General features: G+C 65.3%; 1 protein-coding gene. It reads left to right on the forward strand.

Annotated features, from left to right (window positions below):
• Positions 1–1,085, forward strand: a 1,085-nt coding sequence (locus ABID58_RS37345) for a chemotaxis protein CheA (RefSeq protein WP_354037809.1), incomplete at both ends; no start/stop codon positions are given.

Genomic DNA, 1,085 nt, shown 5'->3' on the forward strand with positions numbered 1-1,085 from the left:
CTGACCCGCAACCAGCTGCTGGAGATCTCAAGGCGCAACGAGGACACCGAGTTCAAGGTGCCGTTGCAGCGCCTGTCCAACGTCACCGCCGAGCTGCAGGAAGGCGTCATGAAGACGCGCATGCAGCCGATCGGCAATGCCTGGCAGAAGCTGCCCCGCATCGTCCGCGATCTCTCGAGCGAGCTCGGCAAGCAGATCGAGCTGGAGATGCACGGCGCCGACACCGAGCTCGACCGCCAGGTGCTCGACCTGATCAAGGACCCGCTCACCCACATGGTGCGCAACTCCGCCGACCATGGCCTCGAGACCCCCGCCGAGCGCACCGCCAACGGCAAGGGTGAGCAGGGCACCATCCGGCTCTCCGCCTACCATGAAGGCGGCCACATCATCATCTGCATCGCCGACAACGGCCGCGGCCTCAACACCGAGAGGATCAAGGCCAAGGCCGTCTCCTCCGGTCTCGCCACCGAGGCCGAGCTGGAGAAGATGTCGGAAGCCCAGATCCACAAGTTCATCTTCGCCCCGGGCTTCTCGACCGCGGCCGCCATCACCTCGGTGTCGGGGCGCGGCGTCGGCATGGACGTGGTCCGCACCAATATCGACCAGATCGGCGGCACCATCGACATCAAGTCGGTCGCAGGCGAAGGCTCCTCCGTCACCATCAAGATCCCGCTGACGCTTGCGATCGTCTCCGCCCTGATCGTGGAGGCCGCCGGCGACCGCTTTGCGATCCCGCAGCTCGCGGTGGTCGAGCTGGTCCGCGCCCGCGCCAACTCGGAGCACCGCATCGAGCGCATCAAGGACACCGCGGTGCTGCGCCTGCGCAACAAGCTGCTGCCGCTGATCCACCTGAAGAAGCTCTTGAAGATCGACGACGGCGCGGCCTCCGATCCCGAGAACGGCTTCATCGTGGTCACGCAGGTCGGCAGCCAGACCTTCGGCATCGTCGTCGACGGCGTGTTCCACACCGAAGAGATCGTGGTCAAGCCGATGTCGACGAAGCTGCGTCACATCGACATGTTCTCGGGCAACACCATCCTGGGCGATGGCGCGGTCATCATGATCATCGACCCCAACGGCATTGC

The organism is Bradyrhizobium sp. S3.2.6, assembly GCF_040546885.1.
Lineage (GTDB): Bacteria > Pseudomonadota > Alphaproteobacteria > Rhizobiales > Xanthobacteraceae > Bradyrhizobium > Bradyrhizobium cytisi.